The organism is Nocardia canadensis (genome assembly GCF_032656385.1).
GTDB lineage: Bacteria > Actinomycetota > Actinomycetes > Mycobacteriales > Mycobacteriaceae > Nocardia > Nocardia canadensis.
This window is the reverse complement of the sequence record NZ_JAVCWB010000008.1, coordinates 19,664-38,101: the sequence shown is the minus strand read 5'-3', so window position 1 is coordinate 38,101 and position 18,438 is coordinate 19,664. Positions and strand designations below refer to the sequence as shown.

Sequence of the window (18,438 nt, the reverse complement as noted above, 5' to 3'; positions counted from 1 at the left end):
GGCGGCCGACAGACGATGACCCCGGGCAAACAATTCCCGGTCCCACACGAGTCGTGATCATAGGTGCCGGGTTCTCGGGAATCGGCACCGCGATCCGATTACGGTGCGCGGGGATCGAGGACGTCGTGGTTCTCGAGCGCGCACCTGAGCCCGGCGGTGAGTGGCGCGACAGCGTTCATCCGGACGCATCCTGCGGTCGTCCGTCAGTACTGCGGTCGTTCTGGTTCACACGGGATCCCGCCTGGAGCCATAGGTATACGCCGGGCGTAGACGTCCGTGCCTACATGCGCGGCGTGATCACCCGGCATGGTCTCGATGGACGGATTCGCTACGGGTACAACGTAAACGGACTCGACTTCGACGAGGCTCGAGGGACCTGGCATGTGCGTGTCTCGACCAGCAGTGGCGAGGAGGAGAGCATCACTGCCCGCTCGGTCGTGGTGGCGACTGTGCCGTTCTCGAACGCAAGCAGGCGCGAGATCGTGGGCGCCGACGACTTTCGTGGCCACAAGATAGACGGTACCCGATGGGACGCCGGTATGGATGTCACCGGACTGACGGTGGCAGTCGTCGGTACCGGCACCAATGCAGTCCAGATGATCCCGGAGTTGGTGGACCGAGCCCGCCACGTCACCGTATTTCAGAGTGCACCGCGATGGGTTCTTCCCCACCCGCAGTACGGGACGGCAGGGTGGAGACGTTCGCTATTCGAGAAACTACCGCTGGCCGAGGATCTAGCCCGGAGTGCCCACTTCTGGGCGTACGAGTCTATCGGATACGGTTTGGTTCGAACAACAGGTCTCACCACCGCGCTGGAACAGGTATCTAAAATCCAGTTGAGGCTTCAGGTCAAAGATAGATGGGCGCGACGGCAGCTCGCACCGGACAACCGGGCGTGCCGTCCGCGATTGCTCATCTCAAATGATTTCTTACCGGCTCTAGATCGGGACAACTGCAGACTCCTCACCTTCCCGATCATTCGGCTTACGGAGCACGGAATCCTCACGGTTGATGGCGTCGAGCGCCGCTTCGATACGATCGTTTTCGATGCACCCGGCGAGGCTGGAGTACCATTCCCGGTTCGTGGTTGTGGCGCACGTCTCCTCCAGGAAGAATGGGTCGAAGGAGTTTACGCGTACAAGAGCATACATCTTTCTGGGTATCCCAACCTACATTTCACTTTCGGACCGAACTCCGGTCCGTATTTCTGCACAGCCCTAGCCTATCTGGAGGCGCAGATAGATTACATCGTAGAGTCGGTGCGGACGCTGGAGCGATGGGGGCTCCGATATATTGATGTACGAAAGTCAGCGCAGGACCGATTCAACGCGGTTGTTCAACGGCACTTGGCTCGCACGACTTGGAACTCTGGATGCGTTACTTGGCCTGTCGGGGAAGATGGTTTTAATCCCGCGGCTTTCCCGGGCTTGGCTCGACAATTCCGTAGCCAAATGACTCAGTTCGCCCTATCCGACTACCACGCTGTGCCCTAGGAGCTGCGGTCAGGTTCAGTTGCTGAGTCGTCGCGGTCTGATACTGCGGCACCGACATTCAGGAATCGATAGTGGATGTCGATGCGGCGTTCCATCGATCACCGTTCGCCGATATTGGTGGGGTCGGGCCGCTGGGATCTTCCTCGGACTAGGTGTGATGTCCAGGGAGGTTGTCCCGCTCCCCGCGGGTAAGTCGATGTGACAGGCGAAGGCCCCCGGTAGTGAAGTGGAGCTGTCTAGGAACCGCTTCACCACAACCCGGAGGCCTTCGTGTCCCACGCTAACGCAGCCCTGACTCCACGAGCACGACTACGCCTGGCCCAACTGATCGTCGACCGCGGCTGGACATACACAGCAGCAGGCAAGCTGTTCATGGTGTCTGCGCGGACGGCCGGGAAATGGGCCGACCGCTACCGCGTCGAAGGCCCGACCGGGATGGTCGACCGCAGCTCACGACCAACCACACAACCGAACAAAACACCACCACACCTGGTGCGACGCATCGTGGCATTGCGTTGGCGGCACCGGTTGGGTCCGATCTAGATCGCGGGCCGACTCGCGATGCCGGCCTCGACCGTGCACGCAGTACTGGTTCGCTGCCGAATCAACCGTTTGTCGCGCATCGACCGTGTCACCGGTGAACCGCTGCGCCGCTACGAACATGCCCACCCCGGCTCGATGATCCACGTCGATGTCACCAAGTTCGCCAACATCCCCGACGCCGGCGGGCACCGTTACCTGCACCGCGCCCAGAGCAAGCGAACCGGGGAACGCGGCGCCGCTTACCGGCCCGTCATCGGCACGGCTTACGTCCATACCGTCATCGATGATCACTCCCGCCTGGCCTACGCCGAGATCTGCACCGACGAGAAGGCGGTCACCGCGATCGGGGTACTGCAACGCGCGGTCACCTGGTACGCCGAGCGGGGTGTCACCGTCGAGAAAGTATTGTCCGACAACGGATCAGCCTATAAATCACATGCCTGGCGTGATGCCTGCACCGAGCTCGGGATCAGGCATAAACGGACCCGTCCCTACCGGCCGCAGACCAACGGCAAGATCGAGCGATTCCACCGCACTCTGGGAGAGGGCTGGGCTTATGCCCGGCTCTACGATTCGACCGAACAACGCAACACAGCACTACCGGGCTGGTTGCACTTCTACAATCACCATCGAGCCCACTCCGCGATCGGAGGTCGGCCACCGGTCACCCGACTGACCAACCTCCCTGGACATCACAACTAGGCGGGTTCGAGCTCTATGACGGCACCGTTCAGCACAAGCTGATGCGGTTGCACCAGATCCGCTATGAGGTCGACATCGTACCCTACGACTGGGCGTGGAATGTCATCGCCGTGCTGCTGCTCGTGGTGGGCGTACTGCTGTTGGGTGTAGCACGTCGCCGCGGTGCGGCGGCGCCACGATAGCGGCCGGGCCGTGCACGAACATCACAGTCCCGACGTATCGGGTGAGTATCTGACCGGGATCGTCGTTGTGCTCGTACTCGCCGCCGTCGGTGCATATCTGGCGGCAGTGTGGCGGCTACGGGCCCGCGGTGACCACTGGTCGTGGTGGCCGGCAGCCGCGGCTCTGAGCTGCGGTGTGCTGCTGATCGTTGCGGCGCTCGCGCCGCTGCCGGGCGAACCGTTCGCCACGCACATGGTGGTGGGAATGGTGGCGCCGCTGGCGCTGGTGCTGGCTCGCCCGATCACGCTCGCGCTCCGCGCGTTGGGCAAACCGGCCAGGGCCAGGTTGCTCGGGATCGTGCGGTCTAGGGTCGTCGCGGTGCTGATGTTCCCGCCGGTGGCGGCGGTGCTCGATATCGGCGGATTATGGCTGCTCTACCGCACCGGCATGTTCGCGGCCGTGCATGACCGGATGGGCCTGCATGCGGTGGTGTTCGTACACGTCTTCGCCTCGGGGGTGCTGTTTTCCGCGGCGGTGACCCAGCTCGAGCCGGTACGGCACCGGTACTCGCTGCTGCTGCGGGCGGCGACGCTGGTCGCGGCTGCCGCGGGGCATGCGATCTGGCCAAGACCTTGTATGCCTCCGGACCGGCGGGAACATCGTTCGCTGTCGGCGATGTGCAGCTCGGCGCCCAGATCATGTATTACGGCGGTGACGTTGTCGAACTCGCGCTCGCCGCGGTCCTGGCCGGCCAGTGGTACCTCGCGACCGGGCGCGCTCAACGCCATGTACTACGGCGACAACAACAATGGCAGCCGGTGACGTCGCACTGACGCCGATGTCCTCATTTTCTTCGGGGACGCCACCACGGTGTGCCCGCCTGCACGCGCGGGTGGCCAGGGCACCACTGTTCGGGTTCGACTCCGGCCCGGACACGGTCGATGTGGGCGCAGCACCCCGACCAGGTGGTCTTGGCGCAGGTCTGGCATCGCACGGGGGAGCACATCAGCGGCCCGCCTCGGTGGTGGTCTCGATTTTCGGGGGACCTTGGTAGGGGCGGTGCAGGGCGGCGAACCCCGGGGTGGTGGCTGCGGTGACCATCGCCTCGAGCAGGACCGGGCCCTGCTCGGCGGCAGGGGTTTCGGTCAGGACGGGTCCCTGGAAACCGTGGCCGTCGATGACGATGATCGGACTGCCGCCGGTGCCTCCGAGGGCATTCTGGCTGGCCTGGTGTGAGCGGGTGACGGCGCTGTCGAGACCGGGGTCGTCCAGGTACTGGGCCAGTGCCGGGTCCATGTCGGCGTCGGACAGTGATTCGGCGAGCGCGGTGGGCCCGAGGTCGTTGCCGTGCGTGTGCAGCCGGTTTCCGGCGGTGTCGTAGAGTCGCGCGAACGCCTCGGGCCCGCCGGTTGCGGTGGCTGCGGCGAAGACCCTCCCGATGACCGAAACGAAGCTCGATACCGCCTCGGCGAAACCACCCGGCACGACCTCCGGGCCAGGACTGCTGGGCCGGTGGGGCGCGTTCATGGCCGGGCGCACCCGGGCAGTGATCGGGATATGGCTGCTGGTGCTGATCGCACTGGGCGCCGCCGCGCCGAGTGTGTTCACCTCCCTGGCCGGGGCCGGGTGGCAAGCCAACGGCTCGGAATCGGTCCGCGCCCGTGAACTCGCCCAGCAGCACTTCGGTGGTAACTCCTCGGCCGCGGTGCAGGTGGTGATCCATTCCGACACCGCCACCATCGGTGCCCCGGCGATGGCACGGGTGGTCGAGCAGGCCACGGCGGTCTTCGCCGGGGACGAGCGGATCGGGCAGGTGATCGCCCCGCAACCGGGGTTCACGATCAGCCCTGACAGACACACCGGCATCGTGATCGCGGGCGCCAATGCCTCCACCGATGACATGGTCAAAGCCGTCGACGAGCACAAAGACTCGTTGACCGCGCTGTCCAAAGACGGCATCGAGGTGTATCCGACCGGGGCGTCGGCGTTGTGGAGCGATTTCAATGTCGCCAACCACGACGCGATGATCCAGGCCGAGATGCTGTCGTGGCCGGTCACCCTGGCGATCATGGTGCTGGCGTTCGGATCGCTGGTCGCGGCCGGGCTGCCGCTGTTGCTGACCCTCGCGGGCTTGGTGGCCTCCGCGGGTGGGTTGGTGCTGCTGAACCAGATCACTCCGATCTCGGTGTGGGCGATGAACTTCGCCATGATGTTCGCCCTGGCCCTGGGCATCGACTACGCGCTGTTCCTGGTCGCGCGCTTCCGCGACGCGCTGGCCCGCACCGGCGATCCCCGCGCCGCGGTCGCCGAAACCATGGACACCGCAGGCAAAGCCGTCCTGCTCTCAGGGCTGACGGTGCTGGTGAGCTTGTCGGCGGTGCTGATCGTGCCCGCTCCCGCCGTGCGGACCATGGCGGTCAGGATCATGCTCGCGGTGGTGTTCGTCCTCGCCGCGACCCTGACCCTGCTGCCCGCCGTCCTCGGCGCGCTAGGCACCAAGATCAACGCCGCCGCGCTGCCCTACACGCGCCGCCAGCAGCACCGCTCGCCGGTGTTCGCGCGCTGGGCCCAGATCCTGCACAAGCATCCGTGGCCGTTCGCCGCGGTGGCACTGGCCATCCTGATCGGGCTGGCCGCGCCGGTGTTCGGGCTCAAGACCGCGATGCCCTCGATCGCGGTCGTGCCCACCGACGCGCCGGTGCGCCAGGGCTATGAACTGATCGCCGAGCAGATGGGGTCCGGCGCTCCGGGCATGCTCTCGATCATCAGCCCGACCGCCGACGCGGCGGCCAGCGAGACCATCGCGCGCGCCAGCGACGGCATCGTCATGCTCACCCCGCCCCAGCCCGCCGCCGACGGCGCTGATGTGGTGATGATGCAGGCCATGCCCGCAGTCGATCCCTCGGCACCACAGATGGCCGAAATCCTGGACCGGTTGCGCGCCGACCTGCCCGCCGACGCGGTGGTCGGTGGCGCGGCGGCGGAAAACCTCGACCTGAAATAAGCCCTCGACGACTACCTGCCGATCGTGGTGGCCATCATCTTGGTGCTCGGGTTCGTGTTGTTGCTGATCGCGTTGCAGGCCCCGCTGATCGCGGCCTTGGGAACCCTGGTCAGCTTGCTCTCGACCGCGGCCGCGTTCGGGGTGGCCAAGCTGATCTTCCAGGACGGGCACGGCGCCGAGCTGCTGGGCTTCACCCCGCAGGGGTTCCTGGACGGGTGGGGGCCGGTGTTCTTCTTCGCGATGATCTTCGCCATCGCGATGGACTACACGGTGTTCTTGCTGGCCACCGCCAAGGAACACTACGAACGCTCTGGCGACCCGCACGCCGCGAACCTGGACGGGCTCGCGCATTCGGGGCGGGTCATCTTCGCCGCCGCGGCGGTGATGGTGGCGGTGTTCTTCACCTTCGCCCTGGCCGACCCGCTGCCCCCGAAGGAGATGGGCATCATCCTGGGTGTCGCGGTCCTGCTCGACGCACTGCTGGTGCGGCTGGTGCTGCTGCCGGTGATCCTGCGCCTGACCGGGCACGCTGCCTGGTGGAGCCCGGCGTGGCTGACCCGGGTGCTTCCCACCATCAGCTTCGCTCACCACTGAACCACCGGCCAACCCACTTCCTCGGATCCCCCGCTCAATACCCCACGGGGTATATTGGGGAGGATCCGAGAAGGGAAACATCGATGAACGCCAACGACGAGGCGATGACGCAAGTCCTCAACAGACTGCGCCGCGCCCAGGGCCAACTCACCGGGGTGATCGCCATGATCGAGGACGGGCGCGACTGCAAGGACGTGGTCACCCAACTCGCCGCGGTCTCCAAAGCGCTCGACCGCGCCGGATTCAAGATCGTCGCCACCGGCCTGCGCGAATGCCTCACCGAAACCCCCGACGGTGAGGCCGCGCCCATGAGCATCGACGAACTGGAAAAGCTCTTTCTCGCCCTAGCCTGACCCCACACAGCGCGGGGTCGGGTACGCACACTGGAAGGACTCCCGCCGATGGCATTGCCACCGCGACCGCACGGATGGACCATCACCCGCCTCGTCCCGGCCCTGGCCGGGACGCTGGTCCTGCTCAGCGTATTGCTGAGTGTGACCCTGTCTCCGTGGTGGCTGATCCTGGCCGCCCTGGTCGGGGCGAACTTGCTGCTCTACAGCGCGGCGGGCTGGTGCCCGGCCACCCTGGTGATGCGCCGATTCGGTCTGACCGACACGACCTGCCCAACCCCTACCGCCTGACCGCTCTCCTCGGATCGGAGCACACGAATGGACCTGGCCCTGTCGACCACGCTGCACACCACCTTCGACGACGCGCTCGAACGCACCCGAGACGCGTTGGCCGAGCAAGGATTCGGCATCCTCACCGAGATCGACATGCAAGCCACCCTCGGCCACGACATGGAGGACTACCGCATCCTCGGCGCCTGCAACCCACCCCTGGCCCACCGAGCGGTCGAGATCAACCGCCAGATCGGGCTGCTGCTGCCCTGCAATGTCGTGGTCCGTCGCGACCGGACCGACACCGACACCGACACCGACACCGACACCATCATCGTCGAAGCGATGAACCCTCAGTTCATGGTCGCAGTCACCGGTCAGCCCGCACTCGATCCGGTCGCCGAGGATGCCACCACCCGCCTGCGCGCAGCCCTGGCTGCGCTGGGGGCCACGGGGATTTGACATGACGCCCACCGTCCCGGTCTATCCCGGTCACTGCGCCAGACTGCCGCGCCTTCCCAACGAGCCGATCGTCCCTACGGCCCTGAGCCGATTATCGACGACCCGAATAACCTTGGCACGCCGCTCGGTGAGACCACCCACCACATCTCACTCCGGCCTTCGCCAAGCCTAGGATTTCCGACCGACCCGCCGAGCAAGCGCGCCGGTTCGAGACCTCGGACTCCGAGTGCACCGGTGGTGACTGGTTGCAGAGCGGGACCGATGGCGTCCTTGCCGGTGCCCGGCCCGGTGGGATGCGTATCGCACTCACATGTAGCACCGGTGCATCAGCCACTGGCACTGAAGCAATTGAATATCAAGGAAATGATAGAATGATTGCCAACGCGAGGTGGTATGACGTGAGCAATGGGGCTGGATACATTGCAGCGCAGCTTCCTTCCAGAACCCTCATCAGCAATTACAGTAGCTATAGCCCGAAATCCCTTCTAATCTGCAGCAGACCCCGCACCCCAGCGCGGTCCTGAACCTGCTCGTCGGCCGTGCTGGGCCTGGCAAGTAAAGGCAAAGCGACCGAGATGGTACGCCTGGAATGTAGGCCTTTGATCAGACTTCGTTGTCTTGCGAAATCCGCCTAGAGCAGTCCAATATTCTCGGTGTGCAGCGTCGCAGTCGGATCGATTCGGATTCCCCGGGCTCGTGACGACGCATCGATAATTCCCCAAATGATAGCGCTGAGATGATCCCGGAAGGCCGAGCGGGACATCGCGGATGGGTCGGCTTGCGAGTCAATCCACCAATCGGTTGCGGAGAGGCTGGCCCCTATGATTGACTGCACGACCAAATCTATGCCGGTGCTGTCCGCGCCAACGTTCTCCAACACGGCGGCGAAATGGCCAGCAATGAAACCGGCGAGCTCGCGTGCATCCTCCAGGGCCTGATCGGATTCTGATGAGCTCTCGCTAAAATGACTCCGCACGAGATATTTGAAAACGTTGCGGTGCTCGTCGACCAATTGCGTATATTGCTCGACGAGCTGATTCATCACTTTACCGATCGGCTCGGATCCGAAGTCGACCGCATCGAGAATGTTGGTCCACATGAGGTCCTTCGCCCGCTCCACCACAGCGGCACGGAGGCCCTGTTTGTCGTTGAAGTGGCGATACAGCTTAGGTTTTGTTGCGCCTGCTTCCCGGGCGATATCGTCCATGCTGGCCTCGGGGCCATATTTAGCGAAGGCTTGGTACGCGGCATCGACCAGCTCCGCGCGCACTACGGCCCGATGCTCTTCCCAACGGCTTGATCGTGCGTCAACTCGCCGAACCACCGAGCTACCGACCTCCAACATTTTCCGTCGCGCGCCTGCCACGATGCCGATCCTACGCTACGGGCTACACGGATGGACAAGTACACGAGGTCGGCAGCCCGTTAACGCCTGGATTCTGGCGATGCCACCGCTGGTTGTGGACGGTTAGCCGAATGTCACAATGACGGTATCGGTGATCGGTAGAGACTGGCAAGCCAGGCGGTCGCCCTCCTCGATGTCGTCCTCGTCGAGTACGTCGTTCACTCTCATCTGTATGTCACCATCTATGACCTTGCATACGCACGCGCCGCATCCGCCTTCGCGGCACGAGTACGGCGGCGAAAAGCCCTCGTTCAGCAGGACTTCGACGAGCGTAAGATCCTTGGGCCATTGAAGCTCGGCACGGTCACCATCCAGGTAGACCACGAGACGTGCCTGCTCCGTGGTCATCGACTGCTTGACGCCAATTTCGGTGTCGAACGGATCGGAACGAAGAGATTGGAAAATTTCTCGATGGAGATTGCCATGCGGGATGCCGACATGATGCGCTACGTCGCCCACTAGGTCCATGAAAGCCGCTGGACCGCACACGAAGTACATTCGATTCTTATATGCGCTGCAGAGTTCTGAGAGAGTTTCTCGGTCCGGGAGTCCTCGCTCGCTCTCCAGCCACTCTATGAGAATGAGCCGTTCCGGAAACTGTTTCGCCATATAGCGAAGGTCTTCGCCAAAAATTACGCTCTCTGCGTCCTGGTTCGCATAGAAAAGCACAAGATGGCCATCACCCTCGAGCAGAGCTGACTTGATAATTGAGATGATTGGCGTGATGCCGCTGCCAGCTGCTAGCAGTACCATATCCGAATTCAGATCCTGCGGCGTGAAGTGTCCGCTAGGCGGTAGCACGGACACGATAGTGCCAGTGGTGATATTGTCGCACAGCCAGTTGGATCCATACCCACCCGCTGTGCGTTTTACTGTTACGGCCAGCTCGTCCTCGGTGTGCGGAGAACTCGACAGCGAGTAGCAACGGGCTGCAGGTTCCCTCTCGCCACTCCCAGGAATGCGCAACGTAAGGAACTGTCCCGGAGTGTACGAGAATGTTGCCCATTGATGCTCCGGGACGTCAAACCATATCGAGACGGCATCCTGCGTCTCCTGCACCACGCGGGACACAGTGAGCTCACATGGCATATTTTTCTTCGAGAACATTCCATCTCCCTCGATGCTGGACAGTCACTCTAGGACGTCCGTATGGCCCGGCGGTCCGGCATCAAATGTTGTAATTCACCAGACCGTATCGGCGACCTATCGCGAATCCGAGGCGGGCCAGAGGCGCGTTGAGGTCCTGGTACCGTGGCCCTACCGCCCGCGTAATAAAATCGAAGCCGAGGGCGTCAGGCCCGATGAGAACGCGCGGCTTATTGCGACGCACGCCCTTAATGATTGAATCCGCAGCGCCTTCGGGTGTCGTGAGAGCAATCCGATCGAATCCGGCAACAATCTTCTTTTGATCGCCCATTGTGCCGACGCCCCGAGCATCCCGCACGATATTGGTCCGGACGCCACCGGGATGAACGCAGGTTACACCTACGGGCAAGCGGTTAATTCGCATCTCTTGACGCAGCGCTTCGGTGAAACCTCGGACAGCGAATTTGGACGCGTTGTACGCGCTCTGGCTGGGTATGGCCATCAGCCCGAAAACGCTCGAAACATTGACAACGTGGCCGTCACCTGAATCAATCAGATCCGGAAGAAATAGTTTTGTTCCGTTAACCACACCCCAGAAATTGATGCCCATCAACCATTCGAAGTCGATCCATTCCATGTCCACTACATCGGCGCCTAGCGCAACGCCCGCGTTATTGACGACCATGCTGATCGATCCGAATTCCGCCAGGACGCGGTTCCGGTAATCCTGGAATGCGTGACGATTGGCTACATCGAGCTCATAGGGTCGGCATTCTGCACCAAGCGAACTGCAAACAGCGGCGGTCTCCTGTGCGCGTTCCGCGTCGATATCAGCGATCGCGAGCCGGGCGCCGTCGCCAGCGAGCCGAATTGCGACGGCGCGGCCGATGCCCGAACCGCCCCCCGTTACCGAGACCACCCGGTCTCTGAAGTATTTCATTTCGGAAGGTTCCCCTTTTCGAGCGCCTTCGAGAGGTCGGCGGTGTATTGTGTACCGGCCAAGTCGCCGATAAATCCGAAATCCGCCGGCGCCAGTTTGCGAGTGCGCCGCCAGTATTGCCATGTGAAGCCCGGCCAAACAGTTCGGTTGACACCCTGTGCGTCGAGGTACCAACTTGTACACCCGCCGCTACTCCAGACTCCCTTGACCAGCTTGGCCTGAATTTCGGAGTTGAATTTCCGCTGGACCGGCTCGCGTACTTCTAGCGCAGCTGCGCCACGTTTGTTGACAAGATCGATCGCCGAGATAATGTATCTGATCTGGCATTCAATCATAAAGACTACGGAGTTATGGCCCAGCCCCGTGTTGGGGCCGAGTAGGAAGAAGAGATTGGGGAATCCGGCGGTGGTGATGCCGAGGTGCGTCTGGATCCCTTCGTCCGACCAAACCGTTGCGAGTTCCCTGCCGGACGAGCCCTTGAGGCGAAGGCTTTCAAACCCGTCGGTCACATGGAATCCGGTCGCGTAGATGATCACATCCGCTGGACGCTTCTCGCCGTTCCGTGACACGATCGCGTCCTCGGTTATCTCAGAGATACCTTCGGTGATGACGGTTGTGGTTGGTCGATTCAGTGCTGGATAGTAGTCACTCGAGCCGAGAATCCGCTTACATCCGATGCGATAGCTAGGCGTGAGTTTACCGCGCAACACGGGATCATCGATTCCCTGTGCGATGTTCCACTTGGCAATGCTCTCAAGTGGGCGCATGAGGTTGAGGTGGCCATTGAGGCCCATTGACAACGATTCTGCTGACCAGTAGACAGCCGCCCGCACTGCCTTCGCAAGAATCGGCATCCTGGTGAATGCCGCCCGGATAGATTCCGGAATCTTGACATTCTTCCTTGGTAGTACCCATGCTGGCGTCCGCTGGTATACGTGCAGTTCAGCGGCTTCCTTGGCAATCTCGGGAATGAACTGAATCGCACTGGCTCCGGTGCCGATCACGGCGACCTTCTTGCCCGCCAATGAGCAATCATGATCCCACTGCGCCGAATGAAAGACCGTGCCGTTGAAGTTCTTCTGCCCGTCAATTGTAGGGATGCTCGGTATGTGTAGCGCTCCGACTCCTGAGACTAGGAACTGGGCGATGTACTCGTGGCCGTCGGATGTGACCAGATGCCAGGCGGAATCATCGGGATCCCAATGTCCGGATTGCAGTGTCCGACCAAAATGAGTGTACCGATACAGATCGTACTTGCGTGCTAGCCCGGTGAGATAGTTCTGGATCTCGCCCTGCCCTGCCCAGAGCCGACTCCAGTCCGGTTTGGGTTCGAAGGAGTACGAGTACATATGCGAAGGAACGTCACATGCGCAGCCCGGATACGTGTTGTCGCGCCATGTTCCGCCGATCTCGGTCTCTTTCTCGATAATTAGGAAATCATCTATTCCCGCTCTCAGCAACTGTATTGCCATCCCCATTCCCGAAAATCCGCTTCCGACGATGAGGACTTGCGCCCGGTGGACTGTGATTCGCGCTCCGTCACCTCCCGAGCCATTGGACTTTTGTGCATACTTGGCAGATCGACTTTTGCTCATCGGTTTCCTCTGGCCGGTGCGGCTCGCCCAGTGCTAGCCGCAAATTCATGTGTCGTGCGAAATTCCTCGCCACGTCCGTGCGCTTGTGTTTTCGCCGGACTGGGCTGCTCACCGCTGGGCGATATCCTCGGGGAGGCTCCTGGACAGACGCCACAGGAACATTGTGATGCGCCCTTCGATCATGCCGGCCTCGTCAAAGAACCGGATCATCGGCTCGGACATGAACTGCAAATTCTCCCGGTAGTGTGGACCGGACTGGCACGCCAAGAACCCACGTAGTGGATGCACGCCGACGACACGATACAGCTTCGGGTTAATCAAGATCGGATAAGCCAAGTTTGCGACGACCGCGAGCACGCCGCGATGCCATGCTCTCGAGACTCGCCCCCGTACGCGCATGCCATCGACAAGTTCGGTTCGCGCGAACGTGATGTGGCGTGCCTCCTCGAGTACATGGATCTTCATCAACTGCCGGACCTGTGGCTGTAGACGCTCGTCATTCATCGCCTCGCGCTGGGCCCTATCGAGGATCTCCTCGATCAACAGCGTCGCACCCTGAATGGACGGCCCCAGCGGGATGAAGTGCAGGATCTTCGCCATCGAAAGGAACCCGCGCGGGAGCTTGTAGGGCGGGATGCCCGTTTTGGCAATCAAGCGCGCGAACATCATGGAGTGGCGGCTCTCGTCGCCAACTTCGGCGAGTGCGTACAGCGACTTGTTGTCGACGAGGTCCCCTGTGGTGTTCTGCCGTAGCAACGCCATGCTCAGCAGATTCTCAGCGTAGATTCCGAAGCTGAGAATGCTCACGAGTTCATGCTTGCCCAGCTCAACTTTCTGTGCGTCCGAGAGCCGGTCCCAGATCTCGGTGCCGAAGAGCGACACCCGGTGTTCGGGCAGCCATGCCTTATCCGGCCACCATGGACTATCCCAGTCGATGTCAACCTCGGCGTCATAGGACTTCTCGGCAGAGGTCTTGAGCAGTCGCCCGGCCGATCGTTGAAGATCGGTGCGTCGGCGTCCACTCACGCGGGCCATGCCGTCAGTGGTAACGGCTATCGGCCCGGCGCTGTGGCTTCGTACTTCGCTTGATGTCATTTGTCCATCTCTCGACTCGGCCGATGGCACGGCATCGGCGTATCTGGCACGGTGTGCCACCCCGTCGGAATGCTTGGACTCCCGCCCAAAGTTACCCGAACGATGGGTAGCGGATACTCGGGGTATGAGGTAACTTTGACTGCGGCAGACCGGATTGTCAAGCGGTCAACGCCCTCGGATTCCGACGTCGGCCCACCACACCGGCAGTGCTGGTGTGGTGGATCCCGTTGCAGGCGTCGGCTGGCGATCACGCGAAGGAAGCCACAGTGAATTCTCATAGTCCGCACGATGACTCCGACTACATCGGGTCCGCGACGGTGATCATGGCAAGCACGGAAGTCGAGGTACAGGTCGAGCTGCGCGGCTTCTTCCAACCCATCGATGGCCGCTTCTGCTGGTACGGGCGGGTTGGACAGAGTGACATTCTCGACGAGTTTCTGCAGGGTCGTCGACGTTCGGTAGTGGTCCGGACTTCTGCCGGCGAAGCTGCCGGAACCATCGGTGATCGAGACTTCTGGGGTCGCTATCGGATTCAAGGCCGCGGTCGCCCGCCATACCCCACGCCGTCATCACTAGACGAAGTCGAGGCGACGCCGAGTTGAACTACGGACCGCGAAGACGGACGGCGACAACCAGCCGCTTGCGAATGGAACCGGAACCGACATGATCCGCTATGGACACCTGCTCGACGCCCGAAGATCCGCAGCCTGGACCATGATTGTCACCTGCGGCGCAGTGGCTCTCGTTGTCGCGGCTATGGCAGCGCTCTATACCGCGCTCCCCGCTATAGCCTTGGACACGGGCGCGGATCAAAACGCGCTTACCTGGATAGTCGACGGCTATACGCTGGTGCTTGCTTGCCTCGTGTTGCCAGGGGGAGCGATCGGCGACAGATATGGCCGTCGACGTGTTCTGACGGCAGGCTTGGCCGTATTCGCGGTCGCTTCTCTGGTGCCCGTGCTGGTCGACGCCCCGATATGGCTCATGCTCTCCAGGGCTGTAGCGGGAGCCGGAGCCGCCTTTGTCATGCCTGCGACTCTCTCGCTGCTGACCGCAAACTTACCGGTGGACAAACGGGAGTACGCGGTCGGGGTGTGGGCAGGTGTCGCCGGTTCCGGCGGAGTAATCGGTATGGTCGGATCCGGTCTGCTCCTCACACGTTGGTCATGGCACTCGATTTTCGTCGGCCTGACCGTCGTCGCACTGCTGCTGTTGGTGCTTGGTCTCACCGTCCCTGATTCACAAGACACCGAATGCCCGCGGCTGGAGGTTCGCGGCATGTTCTTGGTGGTACTGGCGATCGGGACGACGGTATTCGCGGTCATGGAGGCTCCGACGCGTGGTTGGACCGATGGCTGGGTCTTCGCCATGGGAGCGACCGGCGCAATGAGTGTCGTGGCCTTCATCGTCACTGAACTCCGTGTCGAGCACCCCTTGCTTGATGTACGGCTGTTCCGCCGCCGAGGTTTCTCGAGCGGTGCGTTGTCGATAACCATTCAATTCCTCGTGACTTTCGGTGTGATGTTCCTGCTGGTGCAGCATTTCCAGCTCATCTTGGGGTTCACGCCCCTGCACTCGGCCTTGGCGCTTGCCCCGATGGTTGCTCCCCTCATCGTGATGTCTCTCGTCTCACCGATGATCGCCGCGTGGCTGGGGCTCCGGGTGACGACCACGACCGGGCTACTTACCATCGCAGTCGGCTTGTTGGCCCTCCAGCGCCTCGACACCGGTTCGTCTTACCTCGATGCGCTCTGGCCGCTGCTGATCATGAGCGCTGGCCTGGGCATGTCGGCCGCTCCCGCCACCAACGCGATCATGCTCGACACGCCCTTGGAGAAACACGGGGTATCAGCTGCGGTCAACGACGCAACTCGAGAGATCGGCGCCGCAGTCGGTGTCGCCGTCGCCGGCAGCATCCTGTCGGCGAACTACACGTCGAAGATCGCGGAGGTGTTACCCCGCCTTCCTGAGCCTGCTCGCGACCCGGTGCGGAGTTCGCTGGCTGGTGCACTCGAAGTCGCTGAGCGCGCGGGGGCTGCGGGAGAGCCCCTCGCCGAGTATGCGAAAGCCGCCTTCTGGGATGGAGTGGAACACTCCGCGTTCGCGCTGGCCGTGATCAGCCTCGCAGGCGCGCTGATACTCATCCCGCTCTCTCCTGGACGCACAGTCGACGAAGGCCACAAAGTCAGTTGCGTTCGCCGGGGCCGTCGAAATCGTCTGCGACGCCTCCGGCTTACGCGTGGTGCGCGGAGGAAGCGGTTGGAGTCAATGCCTACCATTGAACCGGCGCAACGGTAAGCCGAACGCACTTTCCGGATCCGTTCACACTTGCGGACCGCTTCAGGGCGTCAGCAGAACAGCCAGTCGGGAGCGAACTTTGGTGATGAACTCTCGTCGCCGACGTGCTCGGGTGGTCGGCTAATGGCACATGCCCGATCTGAGTGACTGCCCGGTTGTCGTGGTGTCCGGCCCGAGAGTGCGCCCCGTTCCTGGTCTAGCCGGTTGGAGCCTGAGCCGTTCGGGGCTCCTGCAGGATTGGGTGACAGCCCTACTCCGGAGGTGTGGCCAGCGGGGAGCCAGTAGGATTCCAGGTCGCTGATCGGTGGCACATCTGGGAGAACGTCGGTGACGCCCTCGAACACGCTATCGCACCGCCGACACTGCCTGACCGCCGCGGCGGGCTGCCTCGATGACGCCCCCGCAACTACCCGATATCGCCGAGGTCTCCGCAGGCTTGCATCGTGGTCCGGTCGAGCCAGGTCTGCGCCAAGACAGGGTCGCGATCCGATGCCAGCAGCGTTTCGCCGAGGTCCAGGAATCATCTACGAGTTCAAGCCCTATCTCCTCAGCGGTGGAATAAGGGATGCACCCGACGCCGCCCTGCTGTTTGACGCGATCACCGCCTGCGGCTATCGAAGTCAGCCGAACCTCGTCCGCGCCTATCAGGCCTTCCTCGATGCCGCTCACATCATCGGGCCCCCAATTATGACCGAACCTGCTCGCATAGACCCAAATGGCCAGTGGCGCTTCGACATGACTCTACCGCCAGCCCGGATTCGACGCACCCGCTGGTCACGTTCGTTTGCCGCGATCATCAAGGAGCTGTGTGAGAGGCGACGCCACCTTCGGCGAATCCTTCTGAGCGGCTGAGCAACCCACACAGTCGAATTACGAAATAGTGCCAGATCCCTGATTCGGCCGGAATTGAACCTGGCATCGATGGAAGTGAGCGGCCCGCGGAAGTAGTCCGCGACTGCCCACGCGATCGCCAGTTTGCGGTACGTGGCAAAGAGTGGTTTACTCAGGGATTTCTCGTAAACCTAGCGGTGGAACTTGTTGTGGGCCTGTTCCATTTCGGCAGTCCGACACCGGGCGCCTGGCGGTGCGGGATGAAGAGGCCGTTCCCTGGTAGCCGCCGTCGGCGATGACCATAGCGGTGCGGCAGGCGTCGGGCCGGATTCCGTCCAGGCCTGCGGTGCAACGGACGTCCGATCACGACGACGACTTCGTTATCGGGCGTCGCTGGCGACCAGATGGTGGGTCGAGTACCAGTGGTTCCTACTCGGTGCGGCAATGTGCGGTCGCAGGTCGGACCAGATGCTGACCACCGTAAGCGCCACACCATGCGGGATCGGACCGGGGTCGCAGCGCCAACGTAATACCAGGTCGTCGATCACCGGGCTTTGGCCGGCTTCCATTCCGAATACCGCCGCGGGTTGACGCATCGTCAGATGCGTCCGCAGTACCTGGCCACCAGCAACACCCGGCCCTCGAAACACAACTCCCGATGTCGGCCCCGCAACGACCGGTCGGTGCCCTCGTGCGGAAGCCGTGTGGTCGGGCGAGCGAACATGCGTGGCCACAGCCCGGAGATCAACTCCATCATCGAATAAGCCGCCGAGTGGCTACCCCCAGAACAATACTCACTGCTAGTCGAACGAATTATGGACAGCCGTTAGGAGGCGCTCATCGGCAAAGCCGCCAGGGGCCTTGTTGTTTGCCGGATCAACTCTGTCCGATGAACCAACGACTTATGCGGTGACCACCTTCAAGGTCGAAAGTCCGCGAAAAGACAGCCCGGTGCGCCAGCGGGGCTGCTCGACCAGCCGAAGATCGGGAAATCGGGACGCCAGGAGCGGGAACAATATTGCCCCTTCGAGCCGTGCAAGCGGTGCGCCGAGGCAGAAATGGATGCCGGCCCCGAACGACAATGGCGGGACCCCGGTTCGGGTGATGTCGAGACTGTCGGGGTCGTCGAACCGATCCGGGTCTCTGTTGGCTGCCCCCAAGCAGGATCAGTACGACCTGACCGGGATGTAAATCAACTCCCGCCAGTCGCGTCGGCTGGAGCACCGTACGCCCGTTGGTCTGGACGGGGGACTCATAGCGCAATAGTTCTTCGACTGCGTTGCTCGCCAACTCTGGCCTGGCACGAAGTTCGCGCATTTGGTCAGGGTGGGCGAGCAGCGCGGCGACGCCGTTGCCGATCAGGTTCGTGGTGGTCTCGAACCCTGCCGCAAACAAAAGAATCGCGGTGCCGACGCATTCGTCGTCGTCTAGGATGTCGTCGCCATTCGCGACGGCGAGCCGGCTCAGTAGGTCATCGGTAGGGCGGGCGCGTTTGACCGCCAACAGGTCAGCGAAATATGCGGCAAGTTGGTCTTCGGCGTCGCAGGCTGCTGTCAAGGCTGCGATATCGGCACCGGGTTCGAGCGAGGCCAGCAGGGCCCGCACCAG

16 protein-coding genes and 2 pseudogenes are annotated in these 18,438 nt (G+C 62.4%); 11 read left to right on the top strand and 7 right to left on the bottom strand.

Annotation, left to right across the window (positions count from 1 at the left end; all coding sequences use genetic code 11):
* Positions 1 to 53 precede the first annotated feature (53 nt).
* From Q7X29_RS13840 to Q7X29_RS13830, 4 genes and pseudogenes are all read left to right on the top strand, one after another.
* Positions 54 to 1,493: a flavin-containing monooxygenase gene (locus Q7X29_RS13840; RefSeq protein ID WP_378671433.1), complete on the top strand. Its 1,440-nt coding sequence runs from the start codon at positions 54 to 56 to the stop codon at positions 1,491 to 1,493.
* Between the two features lie 270 nt (positions 1,494 to 1,763).
* Positions 1,764 to 2,738: pseudogene (locus Q7X29_RS13835) on the top strand (IS481 family transposase).
* Between the two features lie 41 nt (positions 2,739 to 2,779).
* The gene (locus Q7X29_RS33055) at positions 2,780 to 2,920 is read left to right on the top strand and encodes a DUF2243 domain-containing protein (protein WP_081723039.1); all 141 of its coding nucleotides are present in this window, start codon (positions 2,780 to 2,782) and stop codon (positions 2,918 to 2,920) included.
* Entirely contained in the window at positions 2,901 to 3,722 is an 822-nt protein-coding gene (locus tag Q7X29_RS13830; RefSeq protein ID WP_316574274.1) for a cytochrome c oxidase assembly protein, read from the top strand. The genes Q7X29_RS33055 and Q7X29_RS13830 overlap by 20 nt, the downstream gene beginning before the upstream one ends.
* Positions 3,723 to 3,905: 183 nt before the next feature.
* Here Q7X29_RS13830 and Q7X29_RS13825 read toward each other — a convergent pair whose 3' ends face one another.
* Positions 3,906 to 4,385 carry a mycothiol-dependent nitroreductase Rv2466c family protein gene (locus Q7X29_RS13825; protein WP_019050217.1) on the bottom strand — a complete coding sequence of 160 codons (480 nt, stop codon included), beginning with the start codon at positions 4,383 to 4,385 and terminating at the stop codon, positions 3,906 to 3,908.
* Here Q7X29_RS13825 and Q7X29_RS13820 point away from each other — a divergent pair.
* From Q7X29_RS13820 to Q7X29_RS13805, 4 genes and pseudogenes are all read left to right on the top strand, one after another.
* Positions 4,339 to 6,498: pseudogene (locus Q7X29_RS13820) on the top strand (MMPL family transporter). The gene Q7X29_RS13825 and the pseudogene Q7X29_RS13820 overlap by 47 nt on opposite strands.
* An 83-nt stretch (positions 6,499 to 6,581) precedes the next feature.
* Positions 6,582 to 6,851: a metal-sensitive transcriptional regulator gene (locus Q7X29_RS13815; protein ID WP_019050215.1), complete on the top strand. Its 270-nt coding sequence runs from the start codon at positions 6,582 to 6,584 to the stop codon at positions 6,849 to 6,851.
* 48 nt (positions 6,852 to 6,899) lie between these two features.
* Positions 6,900 to 7,139, top strand: a complete 240-nt coding sequence (locus Q7X29_RS13810) for a YgaP-like transmembrane domain (protein ID WP_022565916.1) — start codon at positions 6,900 to 6,902, stop codon at positions 7,137 to 7,139.
* A gap of 27 nt (positions 7,140 to 7,166) precedes the next feature.
* On the top strand, positions 7,167 to 7,580 hold the full coding sequence (locus tag Q7X29_RS13805) for a DUF302 domain-containing protein (RefSeq protein ID WP_019050213.1): 414 nt from the start codon (positions 7,167 to 7,169) through the stop codon (positions 7,578 to 7,580).
* A gap of 631 nt (positions 7,581 to 8,211) precedes the next feature.
* Here the strand turns inward: Q7X29_RS13805 and Q7X29_RS13800 are convergent.
* The 5 genes from Q7X29_RS13800 to Q7X29_RS13780 all read right to left on the bottom strand — a co-directional run bounded on the left by Q7X29_RS13800 (position 8,212) and on the right by Q7X29_RS13780 (position 13,701).
* Positions 8,212 to 8,850 carry a TetR/AcrR family transcriptional regulator gene (locus Q7X29_RS13800; RefSeq protein WP_019050212.1) on the bottom strand — a complete coding sequence of 213 codons (639 nt, stop codon included), beginning with the start codon at positions 8,848 to 8,850 and terminating at the stop codon, positions 8,212 to 8,214.
* A 198-nt stretch (positions 8,851 to 9,048) separates the two neighbouring features.
* Positions 9,049 to 10,092, bottom strand: a complete 1,044-nt coding sequence (locus Q7X29_RS13795; protein ID WP_022565917.1) for a ferredoxin--NADP reductase — start codon at positions 10,090 to 10,092, stop codon at positions 9,049 to 9,051.
* 61 nt (positions 10,093 to 10,153) lie between these two features.
* The gene (locus Q7X29_RS13790; protein ID WP_280303040.1) at positions 10,154 to 11,011 is read right to left on the bottom strand and encodes an SDR family NAD(P)-dependent oxidoreductase; all 858 of its coding nucleotides are present in this window, start codon (positions 11,009 to 11,011) and stop codon (positions 10,154 to 10,156) included.
* Positions 11,008 to 12,606 carry a flavin-containing monooxygenase gene (locus tag Q7X29_RS13785; protein WP_074965657.1) on the bottom strand — a complete coding sequence of 533 codons (1,599 nt, stop codon included), beginning with the start codon at positions 12,604 to 12,606 and terminating at the stop codon, positions 11,008 to 11,010. Before Q7X29_RS13785 ends, Q7X29_RS13790 begins: the two co-directional genes overlap by 4 nt.
* A gap of 108 nt (positions 12,607 to 12,714) precedes the next feature.
* A complete protein-coding gene (locus tag Q7X29_RS13780) occupies positions 12,715 to 13,701 on the bottom strand; it encodes an AurF N-oxygenase family protein (protein ID WP_051719633.1) in 987 nt (328 codons plus the stop codon).
* A gap of 266 nt (positions 13,702 to 13,967) precedes the next feature.
* Between Q7X29_RS13780 and Q7X29_RS13775 the strand changes: the two genes are divergently transcribed.
* The 3 genes from Q7X29_RS13775 (at position 13,968) to Q7X29_RS13765 (ending at position 16,851) form a co-directional block, all read left to right on the top strand.
* Positions 13,968 to 14,303, top strand: coding sequence for a DUF4873 domain-containing protein (locus tag Q7X29_RS13775; protein ID WP_074965659.1), 336 nt, complete (start codon positions 13,968 to 13,970; stop codon positions 14,301 to 14,303).
* Positions 14,304 to 14,364: 61 nt separating this feature from the next.
* Entirely contained in the window at positions 14,365 to 15,999 is a 1,635-nt protein-coding gene (locus Q7X29_RS13770) for an MFS transporter (protein ID WP_022565922.1), read from the top strand.
* Between the two features lie 489 nt (positions 16,000 to 16,488).
* Positions 16,489 to 16,851 (top strand): hypothetical protein, encoded by a 363-nt coding sequence (locus Q7X29_RS13765; RefSeq protein WP_022565923.1) that lies wholly within the window; start codon positions 16,489 to 16,491, stop codon positions 16,849 to 16,851.
* Between the two features lie 855 nt (positions 16,852 to 17,706).
* Here Q7X29_RS13765 and Q7X29_RS33170 read toward each other — a convergent pair.
* Complete coding sequence (locus Q7X29_RS33170) at positions 17,707 to 18,435, bottom strand: cytochrome P450 family protein (protein WP_198041205.1); 729 nt, start codon at positions 18,433 to 18,435, stop codon at positions 17,707 to 17,709.
* Between the last annotated feature and the right edge of the window lie 3 nt (positions 18,436 to 18,438).

Bases quoted from the DNA above. Each gene is read 5' to 3' on its own strand.
- Q7X29_RS33055 (WP_081723039.1), top strand. From the start codon at position 2,780: ATGCGGTTGCACCAGATCCGCTATGAGGTCGACATCGTACCCTACGAC.
- Q7X29_RS13815 (WP_019050215.1), top strand. From the start codon at position 6,582: ATGAACGCCAACGACGAGGCGATGACGCAAGTCCTCAACAGACTGCGC.
- Q7X29_RS13810 (WP_022565916.1), top strand. From the start codon at position 6,900: ATGGCATTGCCACCGCGACCGCACGGATGGACCATCACCCGCCTCGTC.
- Q7X29_RS13805 (WP_019050213.1), top strand. From the start codon at position 7,167: ATGGACCTGGCCCTGTCGACCACGCTGCACACCACCTTCGACGACGCG.
- Q7X29_RS13795 (WP_022565917.1), bottom strand. From the start codon at position 10,092: ATGTTCTCGAAGAAAAATATGCCATGTGAGCTCACTGTGTCCCGCGTG.
- Q7X29_RS13790 (WP_280303040.1), bottom strand. From the start codon at position 11,011: ATGAAATACTTCAGAGACCGGGTGGTCTCGGTAACGGGGGGCGGTTCG.
- Q7X29_RS13785 (WP_074965657.1), bottom strand. From the start codon at position 12,606: ATGAGCAAAAGTCGATCTGCCAAGTATGCACAAAAGTCCAATGGCTCG.
- Q7X29_RS13780 (WP_051719633.1), bottom strand. From the start codon at position 13,701: ATGACATCAAGCGAAGTACGAAGCCACAGCGCCGGGCCGATAGCCGTT.
- Q7X29_RS13770 (WP_022565922.1), top strand. From the start codon at position 14,365: ATGATCCGCTATGGACACCTGCTCGACGCCCGAAGATCCGCAGCCTGG.
- Q7X29_RS13765 (WP_022565923.1), top strand. From the start codon at position 16,489: ATGCCAGCAGCGTTTCGCCGAGGTCCAGGAATCATCTACGAGTTCAAG.